Origin of the sequence: Parasphingorhabdus sp. (assembly GCF_965233695.1) — a bacterium.
Taxonomy (GTDB): domain Bacteria; phylum Pseudomonadota; class Alphaproteobacteria; order Sphingomonadales; family Sphingomonadaceae; genus Parasphingorhabdus.
On the sequence record NZ_OZ247497.1, the window covers coordinates 303,879 to 321,077 of the forward strand.

Below are 17,199 nucleotides of genomic sequence, written 5' to 3' on the forward strand. Positions count from 1 at the left end.
GCATCGCGCTGGCCTTTTTGTATGGTGAAGGATATCTTTCAAAAACAAATGATTGAGGGGATTCGGGAATGAGTAGCGCAACAGAAATATTTTTGGGATTGGGCGGCGATGAGCGTCAAAGCCTGAACCTCAAGCGCGCCAATCGCCATGGCCTGATTGCCGGTGCCACCGGAACCGGTAAAACCGTGACGCTGCAAGGCCTGGCCGAGAGTTTTTCCGCCAATGGTGTACCAGTCTTTGTGGCAGATGTGAAAGGCGATCTGGCCGGCATTTCAATGGCAGGCTCCTCCACCTTCAAACATGCCGACAAGCTCGAAGGACGGGCAAAAGAATTAGGCATGGTTGATTATGCCTATTCCGATAATCCGGCGATATTCTGGGATCTCTATGGCAAGCAAGGCCATCCTATCCGGACCACTATCACCGAGATGGGGCCATTGCTGCTGGCTCGGCTGATGGACCTGAACGACACACAGGAAGGCGTGCTCAACATCGTCTTCCGCTTTGCTGATGAAGAAGGTCTTTTGTTGCTGAATCTTGACGATCTGCAATCGATGCTCGCTTACACGTCCGAAAATGCAAAAGAGCTATCAGCCAAATATGGCAATGTCAGCAAAGCCAGTGTCGGCGCAATCCAACGTCAGTTGCTGCAACTCGACAGCCAGGGCGCGGGTCAGTTTTTTGGAGAACCGGCGCTGGAAATCGATGATTTCATCAAATGTGATGATCAGGGCCGCGGCTATATCAACGTGCTGGCCGCTGACCAGTTGATGCGCAGTCCAAAGCTTTATGCGACCTTCCTGCTTTGGCTTCTGGCCGAACTGTTTGAGACGCTGCCCGAAGTTGGTGACCCGGAAAAACCGAAACTGGTCTTCTTCTTTGATGAAGCTCACTTGTTATTCGAAGACGCACCCAAGGCGCTGGAAGACAAGATCGAGCAGGTCGTACGGCTGATCCGTTCCAAAGGCGTTGGCGTTTATTTTGTTACCCAGAACCCGGTCGATATTCCCGAGGATGTTGCCGGACAGCTCGGCAATCGCGTTCAGCACGCCCTGCGTGCCTTTACTCCTCGCGACAAGAAAGCGATCAAGGCCGCCGCAGATACGTTCCGGATCAATCCCGATCTGGATGTCGAAAAAGCGATTACCGAGCTACGTGTCGGCGAAGCTCTCGTATCGACTTTGATGGAAGATGGCGCACCATCGATTGTCCAGCGGACATTGATCAAGCCGCCGCGTTCCCGTCTGGGGCCGATAACGGCCAAAGAGCGCGCGATCATGCAGTCTATTTCACCACATGATGGAAAATATGACGAAGAGATAGATCGCAAGAGCGCCGAAGAGATATTGGCGCAAAAGGTCATCGATGCCACTGAAACCGCGAAAGAGGTCGAGGAAAAGGGCGAAGAGGAAGTCCGTAAACAGCCCCGTAAAAGCAAAAGTATGTGGGAAAAAGCCTTTAGCCGCGGTGCAAAGGTTGCCATGGGTTCCGCAGCCGGCATGGCCGCCTCGACAATGCTTGGCAAGAAATCACGGGCTAATCCGATGCGATCCGGAGTGACGTCGGCAGTTGGTTCGATTGCAACCGAATTGGCCGGCCCTGTAGCTGGCCGTTTTGTTCGCAATCTGATCGGTGGACTGATGCGCTAGGCGCTTCGCTCAGCCTTTGCTGCCAAGAAAATTGGCGACAATATCCTTGGCGATTCGCATCGGACGCAATGTATCGGCATCGACACAGCACCAGCTCGACTGCACTTCCGCTAGCACATCTTCGCCCCGGCGGATCACTGTGCTGTAAAAAGCACGTGCACCATGGACTTTTTCCAGCAAAACCTCGGCAATCACATCATCGTCCAGAAATGCCGGTTTCCGGTAGGTTATCTCGTGTTTCAGAGCCACCCAGAGATGCGTTGCGACCGCTTCTGAAGGCGCAATTTTCTCCCAATGCGCAACAACAGCATCCTGCACCCATTTCAGATAATTGGCATTGTTCACATGGCCCATGAAGTCGATATCATCGGGTTTTATGGCAATATTATAATGGTGGGGGATGCTGCTCATGGCGCTAACAGTAATGTTAGCGGCAGGCGATTCATAGGGCAAAAGCGGAAAAGCGATACACCGGTGTAATATAGTGCTAAATAGACACAGTTTTTGATGATGGACCGCTCTTGCGTACCAATTGAGTTCTAGACAACCGATAGTTTGAAATTTTCAAAAGCGAGGTGCGGGCCTTCCTCAAATTTTCGAAAGCTATCACTGCCTTTGATCGATGACAGAAACTGATCGACGGCCAGTTTGTTGGCGTTGCTTAGACTTTGATAATAGCTCAGGGCACGCTGTAGCATCCACAGACTGAAAGGCGGCGAAATTCTCTGGGCCGTTATGCCCTCGATTGTGAATTCTGCCATGCCGACCGCACGGGGGAGTTCTGCATCCGGATTGGTCGCTGCCCAGGCGGTAAGCATATTGGCAGTGGTCTGAAGAAAAGGCATTTGTTCGCTCATCATCCGTTCAAGCACCGGGATCAGCGTTGCGGGAATCTCGTCTTCTAACAGAAATTCGCCTGACAGAGGCGCTCTGACATCAACCATCCGTTCAACCCATGCTGCAACGCGCGGCGCGAGCCTCTTCATGATCTCGCCAGAAGCCGGATCGCGATAAAGATGCGCGTAAAGCGGGCCAATCAGACCATAATCGCCGATGGATGGCCGCGAACCGAGCAGATAATCGTGAACCGCGAAATGCGCATCCAAGTCAGCCAGCAACGCCTCATAGCTTGCCTCGATCGCTGGTATCGTTTCGGGGTTGATACCCAGAATAGGGCAAAAACCTTTGAAATTGGCACCGCGCTCACGCCCGATTGCCAACTGTTCTTCTTTGCTGGCATCCGGGGCGGCGGTCGCACCAAATTCACCGTAAACCCATTCCTCGTTGTAATTCCAACGGTAATGCATCGCCGGAATGACCAACCACTCGTCGCCAAATGCTTCTAGCAATAAGGCGACCAGTCTTTGCTTTGGCGTATCGGGATAAACCGACGGCCCGCCGACCGCTGCTTCAAAATAGTCGATAATACAGGTTGTATCCTGAATGGTTCGGCCATCATCTGTATCTAAAACGGGTATAACCGGCCGTCCGACTTTCGGAACGATAATATCCTTGTAAACCTCTCCGGAGGAGAGAATCTCCTCATAATCCACATCCTTCCAGTCAAGATAAGCACGCGCCTTTCCAGAATAGAGCGATAGCGGCGCAGCATATAGCTTGTGCGTCAACTCAACCCCTCCCGCGATAAGAAGCAACACCCTGATCAGGAATCCACAAGCCCTGAGGTGGTTCGCCGGATTGCCAGAACACATCAATCGGAATGCCGCCACGCGGGTACCAATAACCGCCGATGCGCAGCCATTTGGGCTTCATCTCGGTGAATAACCGCTGGCCGATACCAACTGTGCAATCCTCATGAAAAGCAGCATGATTGCGGAATGATCCCAGAAACAGCTTCAACGATTTGGATTCTACAATCGTCTGATCCGGTGCGTAATCAATCACCAGATGCGCAAAATCTGGTTGCGCAGTAACCGGACAAAGCGAGGTAAATTCAGGCACCGCAAAGCGCGTGAGGTATAGTTCGCCCGACCTTGGATTTGGTACATAGTCGAGTATCGCTTCTTCAGGGGAAGCCGGCAAAGCGCTATCCTGCCCCAGAAAGCGGGGCGCGGATATCGGTGGAGCATTATCTGTCATGCAGGTCATCTAATGCACGGGGCGGCTTATGTCATCCCTATGCCGATATTCATTCATGGTTCAGCGAACAAGGCGGCAAAACATGGAACAGGGTTAAAAAGGGCAATGACAATAAATCAAATGAAACGAATGATGCGTGCAGGATTGCTGGCAATCATGTCGGTTGGTATGTTCGGCATATCAACCGCCATGCCTCCCGTGCATGCACAGGCTGTTCCAAGGCAATTGCCGCCTGAACCACCGCCGGAGCTGCCTTCGGTTAGTGACTATTCACTACCCCCGGGGGATAATCAGACAGCACCGGACAACAGCGCTGAGGGGCCCGTGGAGGAGAATGCGGCCCCGCCACAAGCTGTGCCGGTGCAGAATAATGGCCTGTCAGGTGCGCCAACTGACCTCCAACCCGCTTCCGTACGCCCCTTGCCTCAAGCCTCGGCCCCTTCAGAAACCAGCCCACAAGGCAATCCGCCCACCAGCGTCGCCTCGCAACCCGAAGCCCGATCAACTGTTACGGCGCCCATGCCGGCTACGCCGTCTGCCGGCGAAAGTCAGCCGACGCCCGGCTTCTCCACTGAGCTACCCAATCAAAACACTGCTGCAAAACCTGCCTCGTCCGATATTGCGACAGAATCTCCGCCAATATCGGCCCGTCCTGCAGCCGCTACTACAAACACAATTCTCTATTATGCCGCCGGGGCGATCGTCTTATTGTTGTTTTGCGGTGCCGGTTTTCATCTGTGGCGACGGAGAAGCGCAGAGAAACCTGGAAATATTGAGATGGCGGACGAGCCTGAAACTTTGACGGACGTCGATCCTGAACCCACTCCGCGCAAGCCAGCACCCAAAATCTATTCGCCGCCCAATCCAGCGGAGCAACAGAAACCCGCGGCTGTTGATTCCAATGGCTTTGTAACATCCAAAATCGGTGTTGCTCCGAAACCTTCACCGACGGTGAACACAAAGCCTCCGCTCCCTACATCGCCGCCGGCGCAAAAGGCCGCAACCAGCACCCCGCAAGCCGATTATTTGCAAATCACCTTTACCGCCAGCGGCGCTTCGTCGACTTTGTTAAATGCTGTTTTGGATTATGCCATCACACTGACCAACCGGTCGGATCAGGAATTGCGCGATATCCGGCTATCCGGTGCCATGATGCAAGCTGACACCGAAACGGTCAGAAGCGGCAAGGTCAAGAGTGATGACCTGTTGGAAAAAATCGAGACCCTTTCACCAGGCGAAACCGTGGAATTGACCGGTAACATCCGTCTACCGCTCAATGCTATCCGACCGATCACATTCAAATCACAGGCTCTGTTCATCCCGCTGGCCCGCTTTGTCGCAGATTATCATGGTCAGGATGGCTCGGAATTGCAGCAAATGGCATCATTCATTGTCGGTCGCGAATATGATCCACCACGGCCAAAAATGGCTCCATTCCGCCTCGATCTAGGCCCAGGCAGCTTTGGCCCCGTTGGACAACGGGCTTTGAAGGCCTAGCAAATGTACCAAAGCACAGACTGTACCCGGAAGGCTTCTGTGGCATGTCTGCTGCATGACAAAAAAGACCCTAATTCCGATTCTCGGCGATCAGCTGTCGCGCGATATCTCATCCTTGTCGGACCAAGAACCTGATAATTGCGTATTGTTGATGATGGAGGTGGATGCGGAAACCACTTACGTAAAGCATCATAAAGCCAAGATAGCCTATATCTTATCTGCCATGCGCCATCATGCGGCGGCGTTACAAGAACGAGGCTGGACCGTTGACTATGTGAAGCTTGATGCACCCGATAACGCAGGCAGCTTTTCCGGTGAAATCGCACGTGCGCTGGAACGCCATGATATTGGCGCCATCCGGATTACAGAAGCCGGTGAATGGCGCGTGATGGCGATGATCGAGAACTGGCAAGACCAGTACGATCTTCCCGTTACCATATGCCCCGATCAACGCTTCGTTGCGACGCACCAGGATTTCGACAACTGGGCCGAGGGCAAGAAACAGTTGCGGATGGAATTTTTCTATCGAGAGATGCGCCGCAAAACGGGACTGTTGCTTGACGAGGATGGCAAACCCGAAGGCGGCAAATGGAACTATGACGCGGAAAACCGCAAGCCGGCGAAAACTGATCTGACGATGCCGCAGCCAATCCGATTTCAACCCGATGCGGTGACGCAAGAGGTTTTGGATCTGGTCGCGAAGAGATTTTCGGATCACCCGGGATCTCTTGATCATTTCCATTTTGCCGTCACGCATGAAGAGGCTTTGCGGCAACGGCGACAATTTCTCGATCACGCACTGGCGCAATTTGGCGACTATCAAGATGCAATGCTGACCGGTGAGCCGTTTCTCTGGCACTCGATCCTTTCCCCCTATCTCAACAGTGGTCTGCTCGATCCTCTGGACCTGTGCCAGGAGGTGGCTGATCTTTATGCTGCAGACAAAGTACCGCTGAACGCCGCAGAAGGTTTCATTCGGCAGATTATCGGCTGGCGCGAATATGTCCGCGGCATTTATTGGCGCGAAGGTCCGGACTATGCATATCGTAATTTCCTGAAGGCCAAACGCCCCCTGCCGGACTTCTATTATACCGGCGATACCGACATGTTGTGCCTGTCGGAAGCAATTGGGCAAACGCTCGACCTTGCCTACGCTCATCATATCCAGCGATTGATGATCACCGGAAATTTCGCGTTGATCGCAGGAATTGATCCCCATGCTGTGCATCTATGGTATCTGGAAGTTTACACAGATGCCTATGAGTGGGTCGAGCTTCCCAATACGCTGGGGATGAGCCAATTTGGCGATGGCGGCATTATTGCCTCTAAACCCTATGCGTCTTCAGGCAATTATATCAACAAGATGTCCGATCATTGTGGAGATTGCCGCTATGATGTCAAACAGCGCACAGGCAAGGATGCTTGCCCGTTCAATGCGCTATACTGGGATTTTCTGGCTCGCAATGAAGATGCGCTGAAAGACAATAACCGGCTCGCCATGCCTTATCGCACCTGGAACAAGATGGAACCGGACCTGCAGAATGACCTGAGAGACAGCGCTGCGGCTTTTCTGGAACGCTTATAATTCAATCATTTGCTCAAAAATGACATAAGCGGTGGATTCCTTGTGCAATGCGTTATAGCTTCGATCTTTCATAATCGAATCGCTATCTAATGATGAATTAAGCCGTACAGAAACGGCGGCGTACAAGGAGCATAAAATGGAACTGCTGGTAACCACCGACTGGCTCGCAAATGAACTGGGCGCATCGGATTTGCGCATTGTTGACGCAACCAAATTCATGCCCGATGCCGGGCGCGATCCAGCTGCCGAATATGAAGCAGGCCATATCCCAGGAGCCGTCTTCATGGATTTGGGCGAGCTGACAGATACCAGCAATCCTATTGAAAACATGCTGCCGCCACCGGAAAAATTTGCCAGCCGTATGCAATCGCTTGGTCTTGGGGATGGCAGTCGCATCGTGCTGTATGACGACAGTCCGCTGAAAAGTGCCGCGCGTGCCTGGTGGATGCTGACCATTTTCGGCGCCCATGAAGTCGCGATATTAGATGGCGGTATTGCCAAGTGGAAGGCCGAAGGCCGTCCGCTCGAAACCGGCAAAGAAGCCCTGCGTCACCGCCATTTCACGGTTTGGAAAGACGACAAGGATGTACGGACCAAGGCAGATATGCTGGCCAATCTGCACAGCAAAGAAGAGCAAGTCGTTGATGCGCGGCCTGCAGGACGTTTCTCTGGCGCCGAAGAAGATCCGCGCCCTGGTATAGTTTCAGGCAGCATCCCCGGTTCGGTAAATATTCCTCACAGCGAGTTTTTCAATGCCGATGGCACCTGGAAAAGCGCCGATGAATTGAAAGCCCTGTTTGATGACGCCGGTGTTGATCTCGGCAAGCCGGTTGTAACCACCTGCGGTTCCGGAATGACCGCCGCAGTGGTTTCATTCGCGGCAGCCTTGGCTGGCGGTGAAAAAGTCGCACTTTATGACGGCAGTTGGTCCGAATGGGGTGCAGACGCGGACACGCCCAAAGCAACAGCCTGATTATCACAAGCTATTGGAACAATGAGTGACCGATAGCCCGCAAAAATCCAACACACCGGCAACAAGAGCGGTTACCAGCGGCCGGCGCAAGGAATGGACCGGCGCGGTGGTAAACCCGCCGGTCTGGCGCGCGAGTACGCATCTATATGATAGCGTCGCGGATTTAAGGTCAGGCTTATCGTCAAACGAAGACGGCCGGTTCTTTTACGGCAGGCGCGGATCACCAACCCAGTGGTCATTGGCCGAGGCGCTGACCGAGATGGAGCCGGGAGCAGCGGGCACTATGCTCTATCCTTCTGGCGTCGCTGCCATTGCCGGTGCCATGTTGGCAGTGCTCAAGCCCGGCGATGAAGTGCTGCTGACCGACAGCAGTTATGACCCCAGCCGTAGCTATGCCGATAACTTCCTGAAACGCATGGGTATCACCGCGCGCTATTATGACCCTCTCATCGGCGCGGACATCGCAACATTAATCTCGGATAAAACACGAGCAATATTGCTTGAGAGCCCCGGCAGTTTAACCTTTGAGGTACAGGATGTGCCCGCAATCTGCAGTGTAGCCAAAGATGCCGGCATCGTCACGCTGCTCGACAACACATGGGCCACGTCGCGTTTCTTTCCGGCGCTTGAACAAGGCATCGACATTAGCATTGTCGCCGCCACAAAATATATCGTCGGGCACAGCGATGTAATGATGGGCGCTGCGACGACACATGACAAATACTGGACGCGGTTAAGGCGAACCGCACAGCAGCTGGGCCAGGTTGTTTCGCCCGATGACGCTTATCTCGCGGCTCGCGGACTAAGGACGCTGGAAGTCAGGTTAAAACAGCACGAGCAATCGGCTCTTGCTGTTGCGCATTGGCTGAAAGAGCGCCCCGAAGTCAGCAAAGTGTTGCACCCTGCCCTGCCCGACTGTCCGGGGCATGAAATCTGGAAACGCGACTTCAAAGGATCATCCGGACTATTTTCGTTTGCGCTTGCTGAGGGAAATGAGGGATCGCGCGCTGCGTTCATTGATGCACTGGCCCTCTTTGGCATCGGTTATAGTTGGGGTGGATTTGAAAGCCTCGCGCTGCCCGTCGATCCCGGCAAATATCGCACTGCAACAGATTGGACGATGAAAGGGGCGTTGGTGCGGTTAAATATAGGTCTTGAAGATTCCGATGATTTGATCGCTGATCTTGCCAAAGCCTTTGAACACTATAACAATGTTTTACCATGATGGAGCAAATTCTCGACTATCTTGAATCGCTAGCGCCAGACACTCCTAGCAACGTGCAATATATCGAAAGTGCTGTTGCTGCTGGCTTAGTGGCGTTTGCGCTCTTCGCGGGCTGGTTGCTTAGCCGATATATCGGCCCCAAATTGAGGAATATCTGGGAAACCCGGGCGGGCTATGAGAGCGAACTGGCCGGACGGCGTATTCGCGATATGACGCGGCGAGCGACGACCTTCATCCTGTGCGGCTTTTTTCTGGCGATCTGGGAATGGCAGCTCATCCCCCAGGTTATTTTTGCGCTGACCATAGCGATCACTATGGGGCTGTTTACCAATGACTTGATTCGCGGTGTTCGCATGCCGGACTGGCTGGGAACAACCATGGGGCTTACGGTTTTCATATCGGCAGCGCTTGGTCTGGTCGGCAATATCGATCGTATCACCACAGCGTTGGAACGCGTTGGAATTGACGTCGGCACCAACCGGATTTCCCTGCTCGCTGTTGTGACGACCATCATGACAGCGGTTATCCTGCTCGCCGTTGCGCGAGTATTGATGAAGCTCGTCACCCATGTGATCGGCAATAGCGATCTCGACGGCGCGCAAAAAGTACTCGGCCAAAAGCTCGCCACTGTCGCCATATTGGCCGCGGCCTTCATGCTCGGCCTGGATGTCCTGGGTATCGACCTCACCGCTCTAGCCGTCTTCTCAGGCGCATTTGGCCTTGCCATCGGCTTCGGGATGCAGAAGACCATCGGTAATCTGATTGCCGGTATCATCCTGCTGATGGACCGCTCGATCAAGCCGGGTGACGTGATAGCGGTTGGCGACAGTTTTGGCTGGGTCAACAAGATTGGCGTCAGGGCGGTCTCGGTTCTGACCCGCGAGGGTAAGGAGCATTTGATCCCGAACGAAAACCTGATGACCCAGGAGGTTGAGAACTGGTCCTATTCCAATAAAAATGTCCGAATCAGCATACCGGTGGGTGTTTCCTATAATAGCGATATGGACCAGGTAATCGAATTGATGAAACAAGCCTGCGTCGATGTTCCGCGGGTCCTCAATCACCCGAAGCCGGTTGTCTGGATGCTGGAATTTGGCGACAACAGTGTGAATTTTGAAATTCGCTGCTGGATCAATGATCCGCAGTCAGGCGTTGGCAATTTCAAAGCAGCCGTCCTCAAACGGGTGTGGGACTTGTTCAAAGAAAATGACATCGAAATCCCGTTCCCGCAACGTGATGTCCACGTCAAATCACTCCCTGAAAAAGGAACGGTCGGGCTTTCCACCGAATAGCCGTTTTATTTCTGGAGCAGATCCAAAGTCTGATGACCCGTCATATGGATTTCGCGCATCAATCGCCCGGCAGCGACAGTGATGTGGCTTCTTCCGGCCGACTTGAGTTGTAGTAAAGCCTTGGCCCCTGACTGCGCCATTTTTGCCAAATCATCGCATCCGCGATCAAAGCGCTTCCGGGTCATCGGAAAACTATCATGATATGCCCGTTCCATGGATGCGGCATCGTTCAGTATAAAATTGCCCGCCTCGGATGATCCGGCCATATTGGCGACAAGCCCAGCCACCGATTCGACGGCTTTCAGGCGAGCAAAGCTCTCTGCAAAGGGATCACTCCCACCATTTGCTTGTTCAATGGAATCCATTTTCGACATGTTCGCAGGGATAGATACTCATAGTTAACAAGCTCTAAACAAGCATTGGTGCCGCGAACACAACACATGTGGCTGGATTGCCACACTATCAAAATATGTCATCTTTGCTGTCATTTTTCTGTTGTGCAACGCAGCAATATGTTGCAGTTTTTTAATGCATGTTTTGAGATTGTCTGCCGCTGGCTCTACTGGCGCAATAAAAAGACAACCGGGACAAATTCCAGGAGGGGCGATACGCATCAACCAGAAAGGGATTTTCATGCGCACGTCCACAAAAACTACACTCGGCAATAAAGCCAAATCGGGGATCATCGGTCTTTCAGCTATTTTGCTAGCTACAACGGCAGCTCCCGCCTTCGCTCAGGAAGTGGAAGGCAGCGGAATTACCATTTCCGGCAACGCTGCACTCACATCAGATTATCGTTTCCGCGGCCTGTCTTTCTCAGACGGTGACATTGCTGTTCAAGGCGGCATTGATGTTGCTCACGAAAGCGGTTTCTACATCGGCACCTGGGCTTCTTCTATTGAAGACAGCGCGACATTCGGACACACCGAATTGGATATCTATGGCGGTTGGTCCGGCGATGTAACCGATGGCCTGACCCTTGACGTTGGCTTACTTTATTACATTTACCCAAACGGTGAAGGCGGCGCTGCCGGCCCAAGCGATTATCTTGAGCCTTATGCATCGGTTTCAACCACCCTTGGTCCAGTCGAACTGACCACCGGTATTGCCTATGCCTGGTCTCAGGCGAGCCTCGGCGATAGCGACAATGTCTATATCTATACAGGCATTTCAGGCGGTATCCCGAATACACCGATCTCGCTCAACGCGAATATCGGTATCAATGACGGTTCACTGGGCAACCCGGTGGGAGTCTTTGGCGATGATAATTACATCGACTGGACCCTGGGTGCCGATTGGGCAATCACGGAAAACCTGACGGCCAGCGTTGCTTACACCGATACCGATGCGCCATCCGTCAACAATTTCACGGATAGTGCTGTTGTATTTACTCTGGGCGTATCTTTCTAAACCCTTCGGGTTTGAATTCACACAAGGTTCGTCATACAAAGAAGGCCGTTCTGGGGGCAGAGCGGCCTTTTTTTGGCCTATGTTAACTAGCTGCGATCAATTGCTTTGTGATGTGGGCTTTCGGACTGCTGATCACCTTTGCCATTTCTCCGGTTTCAATAACGCGGCCTTCATCCAGAACCACAATCCGATGACATAACCGCCGGGCCGAGGCAATGTCATGCGTAATGAAGATGATGCTGAGACCATAGAGATTCTGTAACTCGGCCAGCAATTGCAAAATCGCGTGTCCCACGAGCGGATCGAGCGCCGAGGTCGCCTCATCGAGAACCAGCATTTGCGGACGAGCGATCATCGCGCGTGCAATGGCCACACGTTGGGCTTGGCCACCGGAAAGACTGGCCGGCATCCGCTCGAGATAATCATTGCCAAGTCCGACATCTTTCAGTGCCTTGCTGACCATCTCATCACGATCGGTACGAACAACATCTGGACGCAGATTTTTTACCGGTTCCGCAACTATGTCTTGAACCTTCCATTGAGGGTCAAGACTCGCCACCGGATCCTGAAAAACCGGCTGGATCATCCTGCGCATGGCCAGGCTTCGGCCGCGGCGTGCGGGCAAAACTGCATCTTGCCAGCTGATAGTTCCCGATGTCAGGTGGCCAATGCCTGCGATGGCTCTACCCAAGGTCGATTTACCGGATCCCGAGCCACCAACAATGGCCAACGCTTCGCCTTCGCGCACGGTAATGCTCGCATCCACAACGGCATCTATCGTGCCGCGCCGCCATCCCGGACGCGGGAATGTAACGGTCACGGCCTCGGCGTCCATCAATTCAGCGCCAACAACGGGCAAATCCGGCGCAGGTTCGGTCATGCGCGGCGTTGCTGCCATTAAACGCCTTGTATAATCCTTTTGCGGATGGGCAATGACTTGCGCCGTAGGACCGCTTTCTACCACGCGGCCCCGCTCCATAACGATCAGATTATCCGAATGGCCCTCAACCGAAGCGAGATCATGACTGACCAACAGCATTGCCAGCCCCTGCTCGGCGCGCAACTCGTCTAGCAGCGTCATAATCTCACCCCGCAAACTGGCATCCAGAGCGCTTGTGGGTTCATCTGCAATCAGCAACTTGGGCTGGTGAGCAATCGCAGCGGCAATCATCACCCGCTGCCGCTCGCCACCGGACAGGCGATGCGGAAATTGGTCCAACCGCTCGTCAGCGCGTGACAAGCCGACACGCTCCAGCATTTGCGCAAGTTCATGCCGTGACGGTGGCAATTTTCCAGCTTGGGTAGCCGCTTCCAGCAATTGCGCGCCAATAGTCAAATGGGGTGTCAGTGCGGTCAAAGGCTGTTGAAATACAAAGCCGGTCATTCGGCTCCTTGCTCTAAGCATCTCGTTGGCATTGGCGCGCGTTAGATCAATCCCGCCAAGCTTGACGGACCCTGAAACCTCACCTGGCGTCAGGCCGAATGGAGAAAGACAGGAGAGGCTTTTTCCAGAACCCGAGGCGCCGATAATCGTCGTGCATTTGCCAGCTTCGACGGAGATGTTAACGCCTTCCACCAGCCGCTTCCCTGCAATCTGGATCGCCATGTCGCGTATTTCATAAACGCTCATGAATATGTGTCCCGAAGGCGTTCGCCTTCAATTGTGAGGCAGACCAGCAATATAACAAGCAATCCGCCTGGCAACAGAAGTCCCAGCGGCGTCATGTCCATGTCATCCGCTCCTTCCTTGACCAATATACCAAGGGAGGTGAGCGGCTCCTGAACTCCAAGCCCGAGGAAAGACAGAAAGCTTTCAACCATCACGACCGACGGTACAGTTAGCATGAGATAGGCCAGCGCCACACCGGCGATATTGGGCAGGATATGTTTCAGGATGATCGTAAAAGGCGAAGTACCTGCGGCTTCGGCGGCAAGAATGAACGGCCGCTGTTTGAGTGCCATGACCTGCCCTCGCACCACTCGCGCCATGGTAAGCCACTCCACCAGACCGATACCGACGAAAACTAGCAATATCGACCGGCCGAAGATTACCATCAACAGGATCACGATGAACATGAAAGGCAGCGCATAGAGCGCATCGACAAATCGCATCATCGCCTCATCAACTTTCCCGCCCATCCAACCTGCGGTTGCGCCCCACGCTATCCCGACGATCAACGACACCAGGGCTGCGGCAATAGCAACCATCAATGTAACCTGCGTCCCGGCTGCCAGACGCGCCAGACGGTCGCGGCCAATTTCGTCTGTGCCGAGAATATGGGATCCACTAAAAGCCGGCGCACGGACGGCATCCCAGTCGATCTCTTCATAGTTCCATGGCAGGATAGCGGGGAGTACCAGCGCCAATCCTATCAGCGTTAGCACCACCCAAAGCGGCCAGTGATCACGTTTGCACAGCGCCTTCATTCTTCCCGCATCCGCGGATCGAGCCAGCCGTAAATCAGGTCCGCAAACAGATTGAACAGGATGATTAGCGCCGCATAAAGCGTGACGACACCAAGCACCAAGGGATAGTCCCGATTGAGTGCCCCCTGAACAAAATATCGTCCCAGACCGGGCAGGCCGAAAACGGTCTCGACCACCACCGCGCCGGTGAGCAACCCAGCCGCCGCAGGCCCAAGATAACTGGCCACCGGAACAAGCGCCGGACGCAAGCCATGTTTGAACAAAATCTTTGGTTCGGATAAACCGCGCGCGCGTGCGGTGCGGATATGGTCCTGCTTCAGCACCGTCGCCAAGCCCGCTCTGGTCAATTTCGCGATTGCACCTGATACCGGCAGCGCCAGCGCAACCACTGGCATGATCAACCAAGCCCCGCCTTCGCCCGTTCCCGAAACTGGCAACAGCCCCAGCCATAATCCGAAAAAAAGCGCCAGTGCTGGGCCGGTCACAAATGTTGGCAATGCCGTCGCTACGGTCGCCAGCATCATGACCGCCTTGTCCAAGGCCTTACCCGCGTTCACCGCGGCAAATAGTCCTGCAGATATACCAATCAGCATAGCCAATAATATCGCCAGACCGCCAAGAGTCAGTGATATCGGCAAACCCTGCGCCACAAGTTCTGAAACGGTAAAATCGCGATAGACGAGCGATGGTCCAAAATCGCCCTGCACCAATCGCGATATGTAAAGCCACGCCTGCTCCCAAAGCGGTTTATCCAATCCATAGGCGGCTTGAAGAGCGGCTTGAGTCTCGGGCGGAAGCGGGCGCTCTCCGTCAAAAGGTCCGCCGGGTGCCAGCCGCATAAGAAAGAATGAAGCCAATATGATCGCGAGCAGCGTTGGGATCGCTGTCATCAACCGCCTTGCGACCAACGCTAACATCTTGCGTTACAGGTCCATCTGGCCAAAACAACCACGCACTTCGCGCATAAACAGCTCCGGCACTTCCATGGCCGCAAAATGACCACCTCTGTCGGCCTCGCCCCAATATTGAAGGTTCTTGAACCGCTGCTCCGCCCAGCGACGAGAGGGAGCCATAATCTCATTAGGGAAGATGCTGCATCCCGCCGCAAGGTGGACAGGGTCAACATTGGGATTACCAAAGCTCTCCCGATAAAGCCGCGCAGATGATGCCCCGGCATTGTTCAGCCAGTAGAGCATGATATTGTCGAGCAACCGATCACGGTCAAAGCTGTCGTCTGGTGTCGTCGCACCATCAGACCAGCCCTGAAATTTCTCCAGCACCCAGGCCATCTGGCCCACGGGCGAGTCCGCCAGCCCATAGCCCAAGGTCTGTGGCTTGGTGCGTTGAATTTCAGCATAGCCGCCGCCCTGTGTCTGGTAGTTAGAGAAACGCGCCAGCGAGGCTTGCTCTTCTGGCGTCGGTTTTTTCAGCACCTCTTCGGGCGGCGTCCCGACGACCACGAGATTGAGATGGATACCCGCACAATTGCCGAGATTCTGCACGCCGATAGCCGATGTCACCAGCGCTCCCCAGTCACCGCCCTGAGCGAAATAACGATTATAGCCCAGCCGTGTCATCAGCACGTTCCACGCCTGTGCGATCCGCTCCACGCCCCAGCCGGTTTCGGCAGGCTTGCCGGAAAAACCATATCCGGGCAGAGACGGAATAACGAGATGATAGGCATTTTTAGCGTCTCCACCATAGGCTAACGGATCGGTGAGTGGACCGATTACATCCATAAATTCAACGATCGAGCCCGGCCAGCCATGGGTCATGATCAGTGGCCGTGCTTCCGCTTCTGGTGAGCGGATGTGCATGAAGTGGATATCAACGCCGTCAATGTTGGTCATATGGTGCGCATATCGGTTGAGCGCAGCCTCGCAACGTCGCCAGTCATATTCATCACGCCAATAGTCGGTCACCTGCTGTACATAGGCCAGCGGGATTCCCTGAGACCAATCATCCACCGGCTCAGGGTCAGGCCAACGGGTCATAGCCAGTCGGGTCTGCAAATCGTTTAATGCCGACTGCGGAATATCAATCTGAAAGTCCCTGATATTATCGCTCATCGCATCGCCTCCATTTAGTCCCGCTTACATTGTAGGGATTGGTGCTTCACCCGAATAGTCATAAAAACCCTTGCCGGTTTTGCGTCCCAGCCATCCCGCTTCGACATATTTCAGCAATATCGGTGCGGGCCGGTATTTGGGATCACCAAAGTCATTCTGCAGCACGCGAAGAATTTCGAGCAATGTATCCAGGCCAATCATATCCGCCAATGTAATCGGCCCCATCGGATGCCCGAGACCAAGCTGCACGCCGCGATCAATATCTTCCATCGACGCCGTGCCTTCACCAAGCGCAAAAAACGCTTCGTTGAGCATCGGCAGCAAAATGCGATTGACTACAAAACAGGGGGAATCTTTCGCCAATACCGCCTGCTTGCCCACTGCTTTCACATATTCGCTGGCCATAGCGACGCTATGATCGCTGGTCGCCAAACCACGAATAATTTCGACAAGGCCCATGAGAGGTACTGGATTGAAAAAATGGACACCAATAAAACGGGATGGATCTTTGACCGCTTGGGCCAGACGGGTAATCGAAATCGACGATGTGTTTGACGCAAGCAGCGACTGATGACCAAGCACCTCGGATGCCGCGGCAAAAATCTGACGCTTGATATCTTCCCGCTCGGTTGCCGCTTCGATGATAATATCGGAACTGGCCATGGGATCGAGGGAACCAACAGCTTCAATCCGGTCAAGCGCCGTCTGTGCCGCCTGTTGCTCAATCTTTTCCTTTTCCACCAGCCGGGACAATTGTTTAGCAATCCCGGCCTTGCCCTTTTCGGCAATTTCCTGGTTCATATCCGACAAATAGACATGATAACCCGCTTGCGCCGAAACCTGCGCAATACCGGCACCCATTTGTCCCGATCCAATAATACCGATTGATTTCATCTACCGTCCCTTTTCTTTATCATGACCTGTCTGTTAATCCTGATGTAACAAGGCACTAGCGATTGTCGATCAAACTGG

Annotated in this window: 16 protein-coding genes; 7 read left to right on the plus strand and 9 right to left on the minus strand. The window is 53.8% G+C overall.

Annotated features, from left to right (window positions below):
• The first annotated feature begins 68 nt into the window (after positions 1-68).
• A complete protein-coding gene (locus ACO6S1_RS01415) occupies positions 69-1,649 on the plus strand; it encodes a helicase HerA-like domain-containing protein (protein ID WP_422344583.1) in 1,581 nt (526 codons plus the stop codon).
• A gap of 9 nt (positions 1,650-1,658) precedes the next feature.
• On the opposite strand, the gene ACO6S1_RS01420 is transcribed toward ACO6S1_RS01415, so the two are convergent.
• The 3 genes from ACO6S1_RS01420 to queF form a co-directional block, all read right to left on the minus strand.
• Positions 1,659-2,060 (minus strand): acyl-CoA thioesterase, encoded by a 402-nt coding sequence (locus ACO6S1_RS01420; RefSeq protein ID WP_422344584.1) that lies wholly within the window; start codon positions 2,058-2,060, stop codon positions 1,659-1,661.
• A 128-nt stretch (positions 2,061-2,188) separates the two neighbouring features.
• Positions 2,189-3,277, minus strand: a complete 1,089-nt coding sequence (locus ACO6S1_RS01425; RefSeq protein ID WP_422344585.1) for a glutathione S-transferase family protein — start codon at positions 3,275-3,277, stop codon at positions 2,189-2,191.
• A 1-nt stretch (position 3,278) separates the two neighbouring features.
• Positions 3,279-3,749, minus strand: coding sequence for a preQ(1) synthase (queF, locus tag ACO6S1_RS01430; RefSeq protein ID WP_422344586.1), 471 nt, complete (start codon positions 3,747-3,749; stop codon positions 3,279-3,281).
• 105 nt (positions 3,750-3,854) lie between these two features.
• On the opposite strand from queF, the gene ACO6S1_RS01435 reads away from it, so the two are divergent.
• The 5 genes from ACO6S1_RS01435 to ACO6S1_RS01455 all read left to right on the plus strand — a co-directional run bounded on the left by ACO6S1_RS01435 (position 3,855) and on the right by ACO6S1_RS01455 (position 10,321).
• On the plus strand, positions 3,855-5,246 hold the full coding sequence (locus ACO6S1_RS01435; RefSeq protein ID WP_422344587.1) for a hypothetical protein: 1,392 nt from the start codon (positions 3,855-3,857) through the stop codon (positions 5,244-5,246).
• 55 nt (positions 5,247-5,301) lie between these two features.
• Complete coding sequence (locus ACO6S1_RS01440) at positions 5,302-6,831, plus strand: cryptochrome/photolyase family protein (RefSeq protein ID WP_422344588.1); 1,530 nt, start codon at positions 5,302-5,304, stop codon at positions 6,829-6,831.
• 136 nt (positions 6,832-6,967) lie between these two features.
• Positions 6,968-7,804: a 3-mercaptopyruvate sulfurtransferase gene (gene sseA, locus ACO6S1_RS01445; protein ID WP_422344589.1), complete on the plus strand. Its 837-nt coding sequence runs from the start codon at positions 6,968-6,970 to the stop codon at positions 7,802-7,804.
• A 25-nt stretch (positions 7,805-7,829) separates the two neighbouring features.
• A complete protein-coding gene (metC, locus tag ACO6S1_RS01450; RefSeq protein ID WP_422344590.1) occupies positions 7,830-9,029 on the plus strand; it encodes a cystathionine beta-lyase in 1,200 nt (399 codons plus the stop codon).
• The gene (locus tag ACO6S1_RS01455) at positions 9,026-10,321 is read left to right on the plus strand and encodes a mechanosensitive ion channel family protein (protein ID WP_422344591.1); all 1,296 of its coding nucleotides are present in this window, start codon (positions 9,026-9,028) and stop codon (positions 10,319-10,321) included. Before metC ends, ACO6S1_RS01455 begins: the two co-directional genes overlap by 4 nt.
• A 5-nt stretch (positions 10,322-10,326) precedes the next feature.
• Here ACO6S1_RS01455 and ACO6S1_RS01460 read toward each other — a convergent pair whose 3' ends face one another.
• On the minus strand, positions 10,327-10,686 hold the full coding sequence (locus ACO6S1_RS01460; protein ID WP_422344592.1) for a hypothetical protein: 360 nt from the start codon (positions 10,684-10,686) through the stop codon (positions 10,327-10,329).
• A gap of 268 nt (positions 10,687-10,954) precedes the next feature.
• Between ACO6S1_RS01460 and ACO6S1_RS01465 the strand changes: the two genes are divergently transcribed.
• A complete protein-coding gene (locus ACO6S1_RS01465; protein WP_422344593.1) occupies positions 10,955-11,731 on the plus strand; it encodes a TorF family putative porin in 777 nt (258 codons plus the stop codon).
• An 82-nt stretch (positions 11,732-11,813) separates the two neighbouring features.
• Here ACO6S1_RS01465 and ACO6S1_RS01470 read toward each other — a convergent pair whose 3' ends face one another.
• From ACO6S1_RS01470 to ACO6S1_RS01490, 5 genes are read right to left on the minus strand one after another with little or no spacing between them, the layout of a single operon-like run.
• Positions 11,814-13,361 (minus strand): ATP-binding cassette domain-containing protein, encoded by a 1,548-nt coding sequence (locus tag ACO6S1_RS01470; RefSeq protein WP_422344594.1) that lies wholly within the window; start codon positions 13,359-13,361, stop codon positions 11,814-11,816.
• Positions 13,358-14,158 carry an ABC transporter permease gene (locus tag ACO6S1_RS01475; protein WP_422344595.1) on the minus strand — a complete coding sequence of 267 codons (801 nt, stop codon included), beginning with the start codon at positions 14,156-14,158 and terminating at the stop codon, positions 13,358-13,360. Before ACO6S1_RS01475 ends, ACO6S1_RS01470 begins: the two co-directional genes overlap by 4 nt.
• On the minus strand, positions 14,155-15,075 hold the full coding sequence (locus ACO6S1_RS01480; RefSeq protein ID WP_422344596.1) for an ABC transporter permease: 921 nt from the start codon (positions 15,073-15,075) through the stop codon (positions 14,155-14,157). The genes ACO6S1_RS01475 and ACO6S1_RS01480 overlap by 4 nt, the downstream gene beginning before the upstream one ends.
• A gap of 6 nt (positions 15,076-15,081) precedes the next feature.
• On the minus strand, positions 15,082-16,227 hold the full coding sequence (locus tag ACO6S1_RS01485) for an epoxide hydrolase family protein (protein WP_422344597.1): 1,146 nt from the start codon (positions 16,225-16,227) through the stop codon (positions 15,082-15,084).
• A gap of 24 nt (positions 16,228-16,251) precedes the next feature.
• Positions 16,252-17,121 carry a 3-hydroxyacyl-CoA dehydrogenase NAD-binding domain-containing protein gene (locus tag ACO6S1_RS01490; RefSeq protein ID WP_422344598.1) on the minus strand — a complete coding sequence of 290 codons (870 nt, stop codon included), beginning with the start codon at positions 17,119-17,121 and terminating at the stop codon, positions 16,252-16,254.
• Between the last annotated feature and the right edge of the window lie 78 nt (positions 17,122-17,199).